Source organism: Pseudomonas sp. DC1.2 (assembly GCF_034351645.1).
GTDB lineage: Bacteria > Pseudomonadota > Gammaproteobacteria > Pseudomonadales > Pseudomonadaceae > Aquipseudomonas.
Genome location: NZ_CP133782.1, coordinates 1,623,751 through 1,639,713, shown reverse-complemented (window position 1 = coordinate 1,639,713; position 15,963 = coordinate 1,623,751). Strand labels below are relative to the sequence as shown.

General features: G+C 60.1%; 17 protein-coding genes. 6 read left to right on the top strand and 11 right to left on the bottom strand.

The features are described 5' to 3' along the window. Positions 1 to 54 precede the first annotated feature (54 nt). Together RHM68_RS07365 and RHM68_RS07360 are read left to right on the top strand one after the other, a co-directional pair. On the top strand, positions 55 to 642 hold the full coding sequence (locus RHM68_RS07365; protein ID WP_322221416.1) for a YecA family protein: 588 nt from the start codon (positions 55 to 57) through the stop codon (positions 640 to 642). Positions 643 to 652: 10 nt separating this feature from the next. Then, a complete protein-coding gene (locus RHM68_RS07360; protein ID WP_322221414.1) occupies positions 653 to 1,051 on the top strand; it encodes a YbaN family protein in 399 nt (132 codons plus the stop codon). A gap of 80 nt (positions 1,052 to 1,131) precedes the next feature. Here RHM68_RS07360 and pyrF read toward each other — a convergent pair whose 3' ends face one another. After that, a complete protein-coding gene (gene pyrF / locus RHM68_RS07355; protein ID WP_322223716.1) occupies positions 1,132 to 1,830 on the bottom strand; it encodes an orotidine-5'-phosphate decarboxylase in 699 nt (232 codons plus the stop codon). A gap of 293 nt (positions 1,831 to 2,123) precedes the next feature. On the opposite strand from pyrF, the gene RHM68_RS07350 reads away from it, so the two are divergent. The 3 genes from RHM68_RS07350 to RHM68_RS07340 all read left to right on the top strand — a co-directional run bounded on the left by RHM68_RS07350 (position 2,124) and on the right by RHM68_RS07340 (position 4,911). Then, on the top strand, positions 2,124 to 2,882 hold the full coding sequence (locus RHM68_RS07350; RefSeq protein ID WP_322221412.1) for a response regulator: 759 nt from the start codon (positions 2,124 to 2,126) through the stop codon (positions 2,880 to 2,882). Next, a complete protein-coding gene (locus RHM68_RS07345) occupies positions 2,882 to 3,934 on the top strand; it encodes a sensor histidine kinase (RefSeq protein WP_322221410.1) in 1,053 nt (350 codons plus the stop codon). The genes RHM68_RS07350 and RHM68_RS07345 overlap by 1 nt, the downstream gene beginning before the upstream one ends. A 113-nt stretch (positions 3,935 to 4,047) precedes the next feature. Next, complete coding sequence (locus RHM68_RS07340; RefSeq protein ID WP_322221408.1) at positions 4,048 to 4,911, top strand: EF-hand domain-containing protein; 864 nt, start codon at positions 4,048 to 4,050, stop codon at positions 4,909 to 4,911. A 107-nt stretch (positions 4,912 to 5,018) separates the two neighbouring features. Here the strand turns inward: RHM68_RS07340 and RHM68_RS07335 are convergent, their stop codons facing one another. From RHM68_RS07335 to RHM68_RS07290, 10 genes are all read right to left on the bottom strand, one after another. Further along, positions 5,019 to 6,074: an AI-2E family transporter gene (locus tag RHM68_RS07335; RefSeq protein ID WP_322221406.1), complete on the bottom strand. Its 1,056-nt coding sequence runs from the start codon at positions 6,072 to 6,074 to the stop codon at positions 5,019 to 5,021. A gap of 69 nt (positions 6,075 to 6,143) precedes the next feature. After that, positions 6,144 to 6,962 (bottom strand): DUF4892 domain-containing protein, encoded by an 819-nt coding sequence (locus RHM68_RS07330; protein ID WP_322221404.1) that lies wholly within the window; start codon positions 6,960 to 6,962, stop codon positions 6,144 to 6,146. Continuing rightward, complete coding sequence (locus RHM68_RS07325; RefSeq protein WP_322221403.1) at positions 6,959 to 7,618, bottom strand: glutathione S-transferase family protein; 660 nt, start codon at positions 7,616 to 7,618, stop codon at positions 6,959 to 6,961. Before RHM68_RS07325 ends, RHM68_RS07330 begins: the two co-directional genes overlap by 4 nt. Before the next feature lie 50 nt (positions 7,619 to 7,668). Continuing rightward, entirely contained in the window at positions 7,669 to 8,523 is an 855-nt protein-coding gene (locus RHM68_RS07320; RefSeq protein ID WP_322221401.1) for an alpha/beta hydrolase, read from the bottom strand. Further along, a complete protein-coding gene (locus RHM68_RS07315) occupies positions 8,520 to 9,326 on the bottom strand; it encodes an alpha/beta hydrolase (protein ID WP_322221399.1) in 807 nt (268 codons plus the stop codon). Before RHM68_RS07315 ends, RHM68_RS07320 begins: the two co-directional genes overlap by 4 nt. Positions 9,327 to 9,437: 111 nt before the next feature. After that, on the bottom strand, positions 9,438 to 9,881 hold the full coding sequence (locus RHM68_RS07310; RefSeq protein WP_322221398.1) for a hotdog fold thioesterase: 444 nt from the start codon (positions 9,879 to 9,881) through the stop codon (positions 9,438 to 9,440). Between the two features lie 33 nt (positions 9,882 to 9,914). Continuing rightward, a complete protein-coding gene (locus RHM68_RS07305; RefSeq protein WP_322221396.1) occupies positions 9,915 to 11,582 on the bottom strand; it encodes an AMP-binding protein in 1,668 nt (555 codons plus the stop codon). Between the two features lie 206 nt (positions 11,583 to 11,788). Further along, positions 11,789 to 12,241 (bottom strand): phosphohistidine phosphatase SixA, encoded by a 453-nt coding sequence (gene sixA / locus RHM68_RS07300; protein ID WP_322221394.1) that lies wholly within the window; start codon positions 12,239 to 12,241, stop codon positions 11,789 to 11,791. Further along, complete coding sequence (locus tag RHM68_RS07295; RefSeq protein ID WP_322221392.1) at positions 12,238 to 12,585, bottom strand: DUF4389 domain-containing protein; 348 nt, start codon at positions 12,583 to 12,585, stop codon at positions 12,238 to 12,240. The genes sixA and RHM68_RS07295 overlap by 4 nt, the downstream gene beginning before the upstream one ends. A 31-nt stretch (positions 12,586 to 12,616) precedes the next feature. Further along, positions 12,617 to 13,642 carry an NAD(P)H-dependent glycerol-3-phosphate dehydrogenase gene (locus RHM68_RS07290; protein WP_322221390.1) on the bottom strand — a complete coding sequence of 342 codons (1,026 nt, stop codon included), beginning with the start codon at positions 13,640 to 13,642 and terminating at the stop codon, positions 12,617 to 12,619. Positions 13,643 to 13,838: 196 nt separating this feature from the next. Between RHM68_RS07290 and RHM68_RS07285 the strand changes: the two genes are divergently transcribed. Further along, the gene (locus RHM68_RS07285; protein WP_322221388.1) at positions 13,839 to 15,962 is read left to right on the top strand and encodes a TonB-dependent receptor plug domain-containing protein; all 2,124 of its coding nucleotides are present in this window, start codon (positions 13,839 to 13,841) and stop codon (positions 15,960 to 15,962) included. The last annotated feature ends 1 nt before the right edge of the window (position 15,963 follow it).

The following is a 15,963-nucleotide window of genomic DNA, read 5'->3' as shown; positions in this document are numbered from 1 at the left end:
GCGCTCAAGAAGGCCTAGAATTCGCGCATTGTTAATTCCCAAGGTAGTCCTTTAATGTCCTTCGCTGAGCAACTAACCCGCCTGCAAGTCTTCCTCGACGCCGACGAGCTGCACGACGAGGCGCTGGACTACGTGGCCGCCCACGGCTATCTCACTGCGCTATCGATTTGCTCCGAAATCGTTCCCGACCGCGAGTGGATCGACGCGCTCTTCGCCGAAGAGCCGCACTACGCTGACGACACCGAGCGTGATGCGATCGAATCCACCTTGCTAGCGCTCAAGGCCCATATCGCCCGCCAACTGGCGTCCGATGAAGAGTTCGAGCTGCCGTGTGACCTGGACCTTGGCGAAGAGCCGGATGACTCCGACCTGCGCGGCTGGTGCATCGGCTTCATGGAAGGCGTGTTCCTGCGCGAAGAGGCGTGGTTCGAAACCGCAGAAGACGAAGTCAGCGAAATGCTTCTGCCAATCATGGTCGGCTCGGGTCTGTTCGACGAACAGCCTGAGTTCTCCGACATCGCGGCCGATGCCAACCTGATGGACGACATGATCGTGCAAATCCCGGAAGCCCTGACCGCGCTGTACCTGCTGTGCAATGCGCCAGACGAAAAACCGGCCATCCTCAAGCCACGTCACCACTAAGGTTGTGCCTATGGCGCCCCCGCCCATAGGCAACCGCCCCCTGATTCTGCGTTACGTTCTGCTGGCCATCGGCTGGCTGAGCGTGATGCTGGGGGTGATCGGGATTTTCCTGCCGGTGCTGCCCACCACACCCTTCCTGCTATTAGCGGCTGGCTGTTTCGCCCGCAGTTCACCACGCTTCTACCACTGGCTGGTTGAGCATCCACGGCTTGGACCGTGGATAGGTAACTACCTCGATGGCAACGGTATCCCGCTCAAGGGCAAGGTCTACGCGATCGGGCTGATGTGGGTCAGTATTCTGTTTTCCTGCTACCTGGTGCCGCTGCCGTGGGCACGCGCGTTCATGCTGACCAGTGCGGTACTGGTGACGGTGTATATCCTTCGCCAGAAGACCTTGCACAAACCTTGAGCCTTCCGGGCGAGGAGTTTCTTGCCGTTGATCAAGAGCACCGGCAGGCCCGCTCACCCATTTAGATTTTCAGCACCTGATCAGGCGATTTCGGCAACCACTGCCGCCAATGCCTTGGCTGGATCGGCAGCCTGGCTGATCGGACGGCCGATCACCAGATAGTCGGAACCGGCATCGAGCGCCTGACGCGGGGTCAGGATACGGCGCTGGTCGTCCTGGGCGCTGCCCGCAGGACGAATCCCCGGGGTCACCAACTGCAGCGACGGGTGAGCCAGCTTCAGGGCATGGGCTTCCAGAGCCGAGCACACCAAACCATCCATCCCAGCTTTTTCAGCCAAGGCAGCCAGGCGCAGTACTTGCTCCTGCGGCTCAATGTCGAGGCCGATACCCGCCAGATCCTCGCGTTCCATGCTGGTCAGCACCGTCACACCGATCAACAGCGGCTTGGGGCCACTGCGCTGGTCAAGCACTTCACGGCAGGCAGCCATCATGCGCAGACCACCTGAGCAATGCACGTTGACCATCCACACGCCCATTTCTGCAGCAGCCTTGACGGCCATGGCGGTGGTGTTCGGGATGTCGTGGAACTTGAGGTCGAGGAACACCTCGAAACCCTTATCACGCAAGGTGCCGACGATTTCCGAGGCACAGCTGGTGAACAATTCCTTGCCGACTTTGACCCGGCACAGTGTAGGGTCCAACTGATCGGCCAGCTTCAGTGCGGCGTCACGGGTGGGGAAATCCAGGGCGACGATGATAGGAGTCTGGCAGACGGACATGTGCGGGCTCTCAGGCAGGACGAAATCGGCGCGCATTGTAGCGGAACCAGCGCGGCTGCGGGACCCGATGATCGTTAAATCGTCGACGCGGCTCAATCAATACTAGACGCCGCAGAAATTGTATCGACACCGATACACACAGGACATCCCCCCAACAAGCGCCCTGATTACCTTCGGCAGCCGCAACACCTCCTTACAGCACTTCCCGCCTTCGGGCAGGACGCCTATGCTGAAGCCACAACCTCGCAGCCCATCTTTGTGGTTGGCAGCCTATCTGGCAGATGAACGCACGCATGCACAACACCCAAGCAACCGTGAACGACGATCAAAAAGCGCCCGCCGGTGACAAACGCTGGAGCATTCGCGCGCTGATCGTAGACGATGACGTGCCTATCCGTGAGTTGATGATCGACTACCTGGCCCGGTTCAATATTCACGCCAGCGGCGTCACCGATGGCAGCGACATGCGCCTGGCGCTGCAAGCGGAACATTTTGATGTGGTCGTACTTGACCTCATGTTGCCCGGCGAAGACGGTTTGTCACTGTGCCGCTGGTTACGTGCCGAATCGGATATTCCGATCCTGATGCTCACCGCCCGCTGCGAACCCACCGACCGGATCATTGGCCTGGAACTGGGTGCCGACGACTACATGGCCAAGCCGTTCGAGCCCAGGGAACTGGTGGCACGGATTCAGACGATTCTGCGTCGAGTGCGCGACGATCGAACGGAACAGCGGGCGAACATTCGCTTCGACAACTGGCGACTGAACAGTGTGCTGCGCCAATTGATTGCTGCTGATGGCTTGGTGGTGCCACTTTCCAATGCCGAATTCCGGCTGCTCTGGGTGTTCATCGAACGTCCACGCCGGGTGCTCAGCCGCGAACAATTGCTGGACGCCGCACGCGGCCGGTCGATCGAAGCCTTTGATCGCAGCATCGATCTGCTGGTGTCGCGCCTGCGCCAGAAACTCGGCGATGACCCTAAAGCCCCCCAGTTGATCAAGACCGTTCGCGGTGAAGGTTACCTGTTCGACGCGAGAGAAATCGGCTGATGCGGACGCGCTTCGATACGCTGTTCGGCCGCCTGTTTGGTGTGCTGTTGGTGGCGATCATCCTGGCGCACCTGTTGGCGTTTTTCTGGTTTCACTATTACGGCCCTCCGCCGCCCCCACCGCCGCCGCCTGAATTTTCGCAGAACGTCAACGGTCAGCGCCCTACCGCGCAACCGCGCTTCGAGCGTCGCCCACCAAGGCCATGGTTCGGTGGGCCGTTGGTGCCGTTGACGTCTCAATTGATCTCGCTGGTCATCGCGGCCTGGTACGGCGCCAAACTGCTGAGTCGGCCGATCCAGCGCCTGAGTGATGCTGCCGAGCGTTTGAGCGAGAACCTCGACAGCCCGCCGCTGGATGAGTCAGGCCCAAGGGAAGCACGGCAGGCCGCGCACACTTTCAACAAAATGCAGCAGCGCATTCGTGAGCAAGTGCAACAACGCTCGCGGATGCTCGGTGCAGTGTCCCACGACCTGCGCACGCCGCTGTCGCGACTCAAGCTGCGACTGGAGCAGATTGACGATGACAAACTGCAAGGCCAGATGCGTCAGGACCTGGACGATATGATCGGAATGCTGGACGCCACCCTCACCTACCTGCACGAACAGCGGACCAGTGAAGCTCGGCAATGGATGGACGTGCAGGCTCTGGTTGAATCGCTGAGCGAAAATGCGCAGGACCAGGGCGGTGACGTTGAGGCCAGGGGCCATTGCGCGCCGCTACAAGTGCAGCCAATGGCTTTGCGCTCGTGCATCAACAACCTGATGGACAATGCCCTGCGTTATGCCGGACAGGTGGTGATTGCGCTGGAAGACTGCCGCGAGCAACTGGTGATCAGAGTAATCGATCAGGGCCCGGGGATCGCGATGGATAAACGCGAGGCGGTGTTCGAACCGTTCTTTCGCCTGGAGGGATCGCGTAACCGCAACTCCGGCGGTGTCGGCCTGGGCATGACCATCGCCAGGGAAGCAGCGGAACGCCTGGGCGGCCAGTTGAGCCTAGAAGAAACCCACGGTGGTGGTTTGACAGCCGTCATCCGCCTACCGCGAACCTGAGCCAAGCGCGTGTGTACCACCCGGTACAAATTCAACATACCTACGACAACTTACCCCTTGAGGCTTCATAAGCCGGTGTACTCACCGGTTTTCCAGCCCAAGGAGTGAACCTCATGATCAGCAGCGTCAGCAGTAACACCTCGAGCCATACCAGCACTAGCACCGCCAGCACTTCGGCCAACAGTGCCCGCCGCGAACAGTTCCAGAAAGCACTGTTCGCCAAGCTCGACACGAATGGCGACGGCTCGATCAGCCAGGACGAACTCAAGACCGCCGAGGCGAAAAAGCCTGACAGTCGCTTGCTGGCCGACCTGAGCAAGAATTTCGCCAGCCTGGACAGCGACAACAGCGGTAGCCTGAGCAGTGAAGAAATGGCCGCGATGGCACCGCCTGCACCGCCCGCGCAGGATCAGGCACCTAACACTGAACTGGCCGACGCAATCCTTGGCGCCCTGGACACCAATGGTAACGGCAGCATCAGCAGTGATGAGCTGAGCAGTGGCTTGACCAGCGCCGGTAGCAGCGCCGACAGCAAACAAATTTTTTCGGCGCTGGATAAAAACCAGGACGGCACCATCAGCAAAGATGAGTTAGCAGCCGCCCTGACGCCGCCACCGCCGCCGGCCACCCAGCAGGCTTCCAGCGACACACTGTTCAGCCAGCTCGACACAGACAGCGACGGCAGCATCAGCGCCACTGAACTCAGCAGCGCCTTGCAGGCCAACACCAGCAATTCTTCGACCGCCAGCGACACCAGCGCCGCTTTGCTCAAGATGCTCGACAGCAACAGCAGCGGAGGTATCAGCAGCGACGAACTCAAAGCCGCCCTGCAGGCCGGTCGCGAGAAAAACAGCGACAGCACTACCGATCAGTCGAATGTCCGCGAAGCCCTAAACACCATGATTGCCAACCTGAGCAAGCAGTATTCGCTCAGCAATGTGACGAGCGTGGGCCAAAACCTGAGCGTCGCCACTTGAGTCGAACGCCGCACGAGCAAGCCCGGCCTACATTTGACCGGTGTTGATCACACGGTGAATGCCCCACACAAAGCCTGTGTGGGGGGCGGGACAGTAAATACGCAGGCTCAGAGACGCGGGTCTTCCACCCGAGCCTGACTCTTGCTCCAGTCGGTCAACAGGCTGTAGGCCACGGCCAAAAGGGTCGGGCCGATAAACAAGCCGATGAACCCGAACGCAATCAACCCACCGAACACCCCGAGCAGCACGATCACCAACGGTAAATTCCCACCGCGACTGATCAGATACGGTTTGAGCACGTTATCCACGCCGCTGATGATAAACGTCCCCCAAATGCCCAGGAACACCGCCGTTCCATACTCACCTTTCCAGGCCAGCCACGCGGTGGCCGGAATCCAGATCAGTGGTGGCCCCATCGGGATCAGGCTCAACAGGAAGGTCACGATACCCAGCACCAACGCCCCCGGCACGCCAGCAATCAGGAACCCGATTAACGCCAAAATCGCTTGCGCGGCCGCCGTACCGATGACGCCGTTCACCACCCGTTGCACCGTACCGGCTACCAGCTCGATGTAATACCCGGCACGCTCACCAATCAGCCGTGCCAGCAAGCTGTGAACAAACGCCGCAAGACGCGGCCCGTCACGGTAGAAAAAGAACACAAACACAATGCTCAGCGTCAATTCGAGAATACCGCCACCAATCTGCGCACTGCGCGCCAGCAACCAGTTGCCGACCTGACCCAGATAGGGTTTGACCGCCACCATCATTGCCGCGCCCTGCTCATCGATGCTGTTCCAGAGCCCTACCAAACGCTCGCCAACAAGAGGCACGCTTGCCAGCCAGGTCGGCGCTTCAGGCAAGCCGTCAACCTGGATATCCTTGATGAGCGCAGTGGCATCGCGCACATGGTCTGCCAAGTTGAACCCCAGCCACACCAGCGGCACCGCAACCAGCAACATCCAGCCCAGGGTCAGTAGCGCCGCGGCCAAGGACTCGCGACCGTGCAGCCAGCGGGTCAGCAAGCGCATCAGCGGCCAGCTGGCAAACGCCAGTACCGCGCCCCAGAATAGCGCCGACCAGAACGGCGCCATCACCCAGAAGCTCGCGCCAAACAGCACCAGGAGCAGAATCTGCACCAACAGGCGATCGTTATTGAGCATGTAAGGTCTCGAAAAAGTCAGTCAGCCAAAGAGTAGGCGAACGCGAGGAGCGCGTTCGCCTGATGAAGCTTATCGCAACAGCTCGATGTGCAGGCCAGAGCCTTCGACGCTGCCGGTTTCCATTCGCGCCGCACGCACACCCTGTGCGATCAACGCCTGACGCCAGGCTTCGGCTTTGGCACCGGAAAGACTGACTCGTTGCGTGGTGTCCAGGTTCAACCCACGGGAGATTAAACGCAGCCACGTATCGTCGGGATCAGCACTCATCTTTGGAAAGTCGAGCACGCCGGTGCTTTTGAGCTGCCGCAGCAAAGTCGCGGATGTCGGCAGCAAATCCCCTAACGGGGTCACGGCGTCGAACTGTTCGACATGCAAGTAGGCTTTACGATTACCACGGGTGATGCTGTAAAGCGCTACCAGCGTATTGTCCCTGGGGGCTGCAAGTCTCAGCAGCAAATAGGACTGCTGATCGTCAGCGCCATATAGCTTGGCGTTACCAAAGACTTCATTGGCCCACAAACTGCTTTCGCCGCAATCGCGGGCCTGACACCAAAACAGTAACTCGGCACCCTGCTTCTGCAAGGCTTCACGGGCAGCGGTAAACGCCTCGGTAGCGGGATGCTCGGCAGGCAACTCGTAGGTCACCGACGTGGTCTGACCGCGAGCGCTGACTTGACCGTCGAAACGCAATTGGCCGCTGATCTTGCGAATGGAGCCCAGCGGATAAATCCGTTCAAGCTCCACCGGTGCGCGAAAATCGACAATCTGCGCATCGGCCAGACGCGGCACAAGCGCCAGGTCCTGACTTCCCGGCACATCGGCAGCAAACACCAGAGGACTGAAACAACACAACGCCAGCAGGCTGAGTGATCGCGTAGATAGGCTCATCGGATCAACATGGCCTGGGCACCCTTGACGACGCTGGCGTCATCAATGCGCTGAGGGACCTGCAAACCGCGCTGAACCGCCGGGCGAGCCGCCATCGTCGCCATCCAGCGTTGTAAGGCGGGCAAGCCGTCGACCTCGACACCGGACCACTCGTGACCACGCACCCACGGGTACGTTGCGATGTCGGCAATGCTGTACTCGCCGGCCAGAAACGCCTCGGATTGCAGGCGGGTGTCGAGCACTTCATACAAACGGCGGGTTTCATGCTGATAGCGGTCAATGGCGCCCTGAAGTTTTTCCGGGAAATAGCGGAAAAACACGTTGGCCTGGCCCTGCATCGGACCGATCCCGCCCATCTGGAACATCAGCCACTGCATGACCTGCGAGCGTCCCTTAGGGTCTTTGGGCATGAGCTGCCCGCTCAGTTCAGCGAGATAAATAAGGATGGCACCGGATTCGAACACGGCGAAATCGCCGTTGGCGCGGTCGACAATCGCCGGAATCCGGCCATTGGGGTTGATCTTGAGGAAGTCAGGTGACTTCTGTTCTTTTTTGTCGAAACTCAAGGCATGCACCGTGTAGGGCAGGCCGAGTTCCTCGAGCACGATAGAGACCTTGTGGCCATTCGGGGTCGCAGCGGTGTAGAGATCTATCATGGTTGTCTCCCATTTCAACCCGCCCAGCCTCGACAGTTGCCCGGCGCAAGTCAAGGAACGGCGAAGAACCGATTGAAACAGTCTGCGACAAGGTCGGCGCCGGGTTCATCATTGAGGTGCAAATGATGGCCGCCTGGCAGCTGTTCACGGCTAAAGGGTAGACGTTCCAGCAATTGGGGGTGTTTGGCGAGCATGCCATCGGCCGCGACCACCAATTGCGCAGGGCAACTGACCCGCTGAACGAAGGCCATCGCCTGTTCTTGCGTCAAACGGAGCGGCGATGGCAGCGTCAGGCGATTGTCGGTGCGCCAGGTGTATCCCCCCGGCACAGGCATCAAGCCACGCTGGGCCAGCAACTCGGCGGCTTCACGACTGACCGCCACCAGACCTTTCATGCGAGCTTCGATCGCCCGGTCAAGACTGCTGTAGACCGGTTTGCGCTTTTCCTGCAGATCCAGCTGCGCTTGCAGAGCCATGCCCATCCGTTCGGCAGCGTTTTCGCCTTTGTCTGTTGGAGGAATGATGCCGTCGATCAGCGCCAGATGAGTCACGCGCTCGGGCAGCGAGCCGGCCAGCACCAGGGAAACAATCGCTCCCATGGAATGCCCCAGCAAGCCGAAACGCGGGTAGCCCAATTGTTCGGCGACTTGCAGCACGTCGTAGACATAGTCCCACAACGCATATCCGGCGCCGCTCGGCCGGTGCCCCGAATGACCGTGGCCGGCCATGTCCAGCGCGATGATGCGCAGGCCTTTGAGCTTGGGCGCCAGTCGCGCAAAACTGTTGGCGTTGTCCAGCCAGCCGTGCAAGGCAATGACCGGTAAGCCGTCTTCGGGACCAAACAAGTGCGCCGCCAGCTCGATGTGCGGCAAGCTCAAGCGAACTTCTTCGACCGTGCGGCTCATGCGCACCCCTGCTGACGGCGACCTTCCCAGCGACTAAACAGGTTCTTCAGCAGCGTGGCAGTGTCTTGTGGACGCTCAAGGGGAAACATGTGGCCACCGGGCATGGTCAAGGACTCACCCTGTGGCATGCGACCGACAGAGCGGGCGTGATGGCGCATCACCACGCGGCTATTGCGCCCGCGCACCACCGCCAGCGGCACTGTTAACTGACGCGCACACCCTGGGCTGGTATCGGGCACGCCGCGGTAGATGCTGATTTCCGTGGCGGGGTCGAAGCGCAGGCGCAGTTTATCGCCGACTGGATGTAACCCATGTTGCAGGTAGGCATCGAAACACTCTGGGTCAAAGCTGCGAAACAAGGTTTTGCCGGCGAAATAACGGCGCGCGCTGTCGAGATCGGCAAACTCTTCGCGCCGCCCCAACGTGCGGCCGGCCGGTGTAAGACGGTCGATAAAACCGAAACGCTTGGCGGCGCGAATCACCCACTGGTCAGTGCGGGTCAATACCGGCGAATCGAGCATCACCACCCCGCGGTACAGCTCAGGACGACGCAGCGCCGCGTGCAGGTGCAATACGCCGCCAAAGGAGTGGCCGACACCCCAGACCGGTTCCGTTTGCTGCTCAAGATGATGGATCAGTTCATCCACCAGGTTGTACCAGTTGTCATCCGCCGGAAAACGCGGATCGTGGGCGTGCTGCTCCAAGTGAGTGACCTGGTACTCAGGCGCCAACGCCGCGAACAGCTTGCCGTAGGTGCCCGAAGGGAAACCATTGGCGTGGGCGAAGAAGATTTGCTGCAACATACCGGTCAATCCATGGGCGAGAACATGCGGTTGATTGTCCGTAAGACGGCGACCGACAGCAATGACTGTAACTGACAGGAAAGGTGACAGTCCGGTCATGCCTGTCAGCATTCAACGCATCGGAGGATTTTCACCCAGTGGCACCACCGCCATGGTCAACCGCGATATGCAGCTGGCCTTGCCTTCATCGCTGCTCAAGCGGATGTCCCAGACATGCGTGGTGCGGCCGATGTGTATCGCCCTGGCCACCGCCGTCACCCGACCGCTGCGCAGGCCGCGCAAATGGTTAGCGTTGATTTCCAGACCCACGCAATAAAACTGGCTGGCGTCGATGCACAAATAACTGGCCGTGGAGCCCACCGTTTCGGCCAGTACCACAGAAGCACCGCCGTGCAGCAAACCATAAGGCTGGTGGGTGCGATGGTCGATGACCATGCTGGCGGTCAGTGACGCGTCATCGAAGGCTTCGAAGCGGATATCCAGCACCTCGCCGATGGTGTTTTTCTGGCTGACGTTCAACTGCTCGATGTTGGGAAGGGTGCGCCACAGGCTCATTACAGATTTTCCTTTGTTGGTTTTGTTGGTCGCTCAATCCTGCCACAGCACCGCTTCGCTGCGCTCACTCCATTCCTCGAAGCGGGCACCATACGTGGCTTCGATCACGTTGCGCTTGATCTTCAAGGTCGGCGTCAGAAAGCCGTTTTCCACCGCCCAACTGTCTTTAACCACCACCAGCCGACGCAAGCGCTCATGCTTGTCGAGGGCACCGTTGACCTCCTCCAGCAGTTTTTCCAGGCTTGAGTGCAACCCTGCCCGCCCGGCACTCGCGGCGTCTTGCTGGCCAACAGACGAGAGCACGCACAACCCCAGCGGCGCACTCAAACCATCGCCCACCACACACACCTGTTCGATCCGCGAATGCACGGCCAAGCGATTTTCGATCGGCGCCGGGGCAACATATTTGCCTTTGCTGGTCTTGAAAATTTCCTTCAAGCGTCCGGTCAGGCGCAGGTTGCCTTCGCTGTCCTGCTCGCCTTTGTCACCGGTGCGCAGGAAACCTTCCTCAGTCACGGTTTCAGCCGTTTTCAGCGGTTCCTTGTAGTAACCGAGCATGGTCGCACCGCTGCGTACCAATACTTCGCCGGACGGTTCGATGCGCACTTCGACCTCAGGGCACGGCTTGCCAATCCAGCCGGGTTTATTTTGGCCCGGCAGGCCAATATGCGAGTAACCGCAGCTTTCGGTCATGCCATAGACCTCCAGCACATCCAGCCCAAGCTTGCGATACCACAGCAGCAACGTCTGTGGCACGGGCGCCGCGCCGGACAATGCGATGCGCAAAGCGTCCAGTCCCAGCCCCACCAACACCTTGTGCCCTACCCGCTTGCCAATGATCGGCAGACCGAGCAGGAAATCGAGGCGTTTGGCCGGGATCTTGCCGAAGACGCCCATCTGGAATTTGGTCCAGATGCGCGGCACACCGAACAATGCGGTGGGTCTGGCACGCTGTAAATCAACCAGGAAAGTGTCGAGGCTCTCGGCGAAGAACACCGTTTGCCCGGTATAGATCGATGCCATCTCGACGAACATCCGCTCCGCGACGTGGCACAGCGGCAGGTAAGACAGCAGACGATCGGACTCGTTGAGGCCGAACAACTGAGTGCCGCGCGTGGCGGCAAATCCCAGCGTACCGAAGCTCTGCATGACACCTTTGGGCTGGCCGGTGGTGCCGGAGGTGTAGATGATGGTCGCCAACTGATCGGCGGCGGGCTTGGGATCATCCTGAATCGGCGAGCTGCGTTGCAGGTCGTCCCAACTGAAATCGAAGGTGCCGGGCGGATGCAGCGGCAAGCTGATGGTGCGCAGGTGGGGACTGACACCACGAGCCATGTCGGGCCAGTCGTCAAGTTTGCCGATGAACGCCAGCACCGCTTCGCTGTGTTCGAGCACCTGAGCCACGGACTCGGCAGTGAGGTTGGGATAAAGCGGCACCGAAACATGCCCGGCCATCCAGATCGCCAGGTCGGCGATGATCCAGTGCGCACAGTTTTTCGAGATCAGGGCAATGTGGCTACCTTGCGGCAGCTCACGCGCACGCAACCAATGCGCAGCGCAGCGAGCCTGATGGCCGACATCAGCCCAGGTCAGCGTATCGACCTGGCCATTACCCACCGGCTGCACCAGAAAGCGCTGGCGGGGATGGCGCGTTTCACGCTCGTAGAACACGTCCAGTGGCAAACGAAAGGCAGCAGACATGCGACGTGCTCCTGTGTTTTTGGTCTGGAGCAAGCGTAGTCAACCAAGCAAGTGCTTGGTTGACTATTTCACATAAAAATCAGCAACCGCGCTGTACCTGCGGGCGTAGGGCTTGCCCGCCATACAGGCGACACGGTGTATCCGTCAGGCCGAGTCGATGCCATCGCGGCAAACCACGCGCCCACTCTAGTCCTGCGCTAACCGTGTCAAGGGTGTTTGATACTGTTGAGTTTCATCGCCCCGGCCAGCGGCATGTCGCCCTCAAGCTCGGCCAGGCCGGCAGTTTTTACCGCCTCCGGTTGCTGCACATGACCGTGTTGCAGGTAACCCAGCAAGTTACCCACCAGCGGGTTATGGCTGACCAATAGCGCGTAATCCATGGCCTCCCACTGTTCCAACACCGCTTGCGGACGGTTGTCAGGGGTCAGCCACTCGACGGTGCGAATGTCCGGCTCGAACCCCAAGGCTTCACGCACCAGTTGCGCGGTCTGCTGCGCCCGCAAGTAAGGGCTGGCATAGATCACGCTAATCGGTTGCCCGATCAACTCAGCGGCGCTGCGCAGTGCCTCTTCGCGACCGTGAGCAGTCAGTGCGCGTTCGGCGTCGGGACGTGAACCGTAGGGCTCGGCCTCACCATGACGTAATACCCACAGCTTCATAGCTTGGGCTCCTCATCTCGGGCCGGATGTGGCGCAGGCGCTACGACATGTGGCGCTTCACCTTCGGGCGTGCGTGGCGCCGGCCAATCGGCAAAGGGCCAGGGTTTCTGGTCGCTGTGGAAGCTGCCGAAACGACCAATCTGCGCCAGGAACTGGCTCAGGCTGTCGCCGAAATTCATCAGGCTGGCGCTCGGAGCGCCGTAGATCAAACGATAGATCAACTGCACCAGCACCACCGCGCCGAGGATAAATTGCGCCACTTGCCAGACCAGGATGTAAACGATCATCCACAGCACACGCAGCAGGATGGATTCGTACCTGGCTTCTACTTTCGGCTCGTTCATGTCTTTCTCCTGCTCCTGATGGGTAGCGTGCTCAGTTAAAACCGCTGGTGGAGATAAAGTCGACGTCGGTTTTTGGTTCGCCGCGCATCAACAACTCGATGACCTGATTCAGCGTGCGCCCTTCGAACAGAATCGCATGCAGCCCGGCGACCAGTGGCATGTACACGCCCACCTCTTGCGCCTTGGCCTTGAGCACTTTCAGGGTGTTGACCCCTTCGGCGACTTCACCCAAGCGCGTCACAGCATCCTCCAGGCTCAGACCCTGGCCGAGGGCAAAACCGACCTGATAGTTACGGCTTTTGGAGGATGAGCAGGTGACGATCAAATCGCCCACGCCCGCCAACCCCAGAAAGGTCATCGGATTAGCGCCCTGATTCACCGCAAAGCGAGTCATTTCTGCCAGTGCCCGGGTGATCAGCATGCTCTTGGTGTTTTCGCCCATCCCCAACGCTACCGCCATGCCGGCGATGATCGCGTAGACGTTTTTCAACGCCCCCCCCAGCTCCACGCCGAAGCGGTCGGCGCTGGCATACACGCGGAAGGTGCGACCGTGAAGTGCAGCCTGAACCCGCTGACAGAGTTCTTCATCTTCGCTGGCGACCACCGTGGCGGTCAGTGCATGTTCGGCAATTTCACGGGCCAGGTTCGGGCCGGACAGCACGCCGATACGTGCTTGCGGGGCGATCTCTTCGAGGATCTCGCTCATCAGTTTGAAGGTGTGCGCTTCGATACCTTTAGTCAGGCTCACCAGCAATTTGCCGCTCAACAGCTGCGCGTGAGGTGCCAGCACTGAACGCAGCGCGCTGGACGGCAGCGCAACGAAACACAGGTCGCAAGCCTCAAGCGTGGCTTGCAAGTCGGTGACCGGCGTGACGGCGGGCAGAATTTTGATGCCTTTGAGGTAACGCGGGTTCTCGCGATTGACCCGCATGGCCTCAGCCTGTTCGGGGTCACGCATCCATTGCCGGACCTGATGCCCGTTCTCGGCCAATAGATTAGCCACGGCGGTCCCAAAACTTCCGCCTCCCAGGACCGCAATTGGGCGCTGTTCAGTCATATGCAATCCATTAATCCATAGCAGTGGCAATGCCGGCATTATACGGAGAGCCCCAGTGGCGGCCAGTCCCCGCATCAATTACCCGCACATGTAGGAAGAAGACCAACAAAACCGAGGAAAATGCCCACATCGTGACTGGAAAAGTCGTAGGGCTCGGTTAACATGCGCGCCCGTTAATCGCTATTTAGGCTGTGTCGTGTCTTTTGGCCCTCCCTCACCTCGTTCGCCGCTGGTTCTGGCACTGATCTTCAGCCCGGCATTGCTGGCCGACGACCTGTTTCTGGCCAGCGACCCGTTGCCGCAAGTGCTGACGGCCACGCGCTTGAAGCAGTCGCCGGCCGCCGTGCCGGGAAGCATGACGGTGATCGACAGCGAATTGATCAAGGCCAGCGGCGCTAGGGATATCAGCGAGCTGCTGCGCCTGGTCCCGGGGATGATGGTCGGCAATATCAGCGGCAATCAGGCGGTGGTGAACTATCACGGCACCAGCGCCAGCGAAGCGCGACGCCTGCAGGTTTTGATCGACGGCCGCTCGGTGTATCGCGCCGGGCTGGCCACGGTGGACTGGAGTGACATTCCCGTGGCCATGGAGGACATCGAGCGCATCGAGGTTTTCCGTGGCCCGAACACCGTAAGTTACGGCGCCAATGCACTGATGGCCGTGGTCAACATCATTACCCGACGCCCCGCCGACAGCCATGGCACGCGACTGAAAGTGACCCGGGGCCAGCGCGGCATCAACGATTTTTATGCCAGCCAAGGCACCGCTTGGGACAGCGGCGACCTGCGACTGTCAATGTCCGGTCAGCAAGATGATGGCTTCGACTCCGACCGCACAGGCGCTGACTACCGCGACAGCCGCCGCTTGAACCGCTTCAGCCTGGCGGTCAGTCAGAACCTCAACGAGAACCAAAGCATCGACTGGCAATTGAACGCCAAGGACGGGACCAACCAGCGGCCTTACACCTACCGCCCAGTGTTTTCCGGGATTACCGCCGCCGGGAACAATTCGGACGTCATCGCTAATGACTATGCCGGCTCGTTGCGCTGGAATCTGGACATAAATCCTGATCACAGCCTTTATATACAGGGCTCGGCCCAGCACTGGGATCGACAGCAAACCTGGCGCGCCTGTGATGCAGAAGTCTCGTTCAGCCCCGAGCTGACCGAACTCTGGCAGCTCAACCCGAACTACGCCGAACGCCTGGCGCGCAATATCGAGCGCTACACCGGCCCCGGTGCGCCGGCAGGCACGCCCGCCGAACAGGCACTGGCCAACCAGGTGCTGACCCAATGGAAAGGCGGCGCGCGGCAAACGGTGTGCGGCGACATTGATCAGAGCACTCGCGAGTCGCGCTATGACCTGGAATTGCAAGATACGCTGAGCCTGTCAGATAGTCTGCGGTTGGTCAGCGGCATGAACTATCGTTACGACCGAGCAGACTCCGAGACCTACTTCAATGGCACGATCGACGACACCACGTGGCGCACGTTCGGCCAACTGGAGTGGCGCGCCACCGAACACTGGCTGCTTCAGGGCGGTGCCATGTTCGAAGACACGCAGTTGACCGGTAATTCGCTGACCCCTCGGGTGGCAATCAATTACCTGATCAACCCGCGTCATGGCTTGCGAGCGGTGTACTCCGAAGCCATCCGCTCACCGAACATGTTCGAGAACAACGTCAACTGGAGTTATCAGGTAACGAACCTGCGGCCCAGCGCCTACGGCCAGTCCAGTGCCCGCTATTTCGTCAAGACCCGCGGCCCCGGCAACCTCGACAAAGAACGCATGCGCTCTCGTGAGTTGGGCTACAACGGCTATTTCACCGAGTGGGGCTTGGCGGTAGATGTGAAGCTGTTCTACGACGACATCACCGGCATGATCAGCGAACCGTTACGCAACAATCAGTACATCGCCAGCAACGCCAACCACTCGCATTTTTCAGGCACTGAAACCCAACTTGACTGGAAACTCGGCAACGCTGATCGCCTGCGCCTGACCTATGCCTACATCGATGCCAAGGCCAGCAATCCGCTGGACCAACAGCAAACCGCGCGCAACAGCGGCTCGGCCGGTTGGCTGCGCGAGTGGGGCCAAGGCTGGAGCAGCGCCCTCTTCTATTACGGCGACGACGCCCTCAATGGCTACCGTTTCGAACGGGTTGACACGCGCATCGCCAAACGCATCGGTTTAGGCAAGGCCAACCTGGAACTGGCCGGCGTGATGCAACAACGCCTGGACAACCAACCCAACACGTTCGTCGATAACAACTACGATGAGCGCCGGGTGCTCTACTTCAGCGCCGAGCTGGAATTTTAGA